The organism is Pantoea sp. GbtcB22 (genome assembly GCF_019091025.1).
GTDB classification, from domain to species: Bacteria; Pseudomonadota; Gammaproteobacteria; order Enterobacterales; family Enterobacteriaceae; genus Pantoea; species Pantoea leporis.
In genome coordinates this window covers 1-254 of record NZ_JAGXKB010000440.1, presented here as the reverse complement: position 1 = coordinate 254, position 254 = coordinate 1, and the positions used below count along the sequence as shown (strand labels likewise).

At 65.7% G+C, this 254-nt stretch carries 1 protein-coding gene; it reads right to left on the bottom strand.

The window, feature by feature from the left end; all coding sequences use genetic code 11:
* Nucleotides 1–254 (bottom strand): ParB N-terminal domain-containing protein (locus tag KVT28_RS25685; protein ID WP_217551060.1); only part of this gene is annotated, 254 nt, incomplete at both ends.

Here is a 254-nt window from a genome sequence, read left to right as displayed (position 1 = left end):
GGCGCGACCACTTGGGGCAGCGCGGTCAGACGCCGACCGCCGCAGGCCGCGCCCAGCATGCCGTCCGGCATATCGTGCGCAATCAGGTTATGCAGCAGCCCTACGTCCTGAATGGTCGCGGCCAGCGAACCGATGCGCGACTGGACGTAAACCCGGCGGCGCACGTTCAGGGGGGAAACCGTCAGACGTGAACGCGGGATCATTTCAATTTCCACTTTCTCCAGCGCCTGCTCAACCGCCGCTGCGGCCTTGTC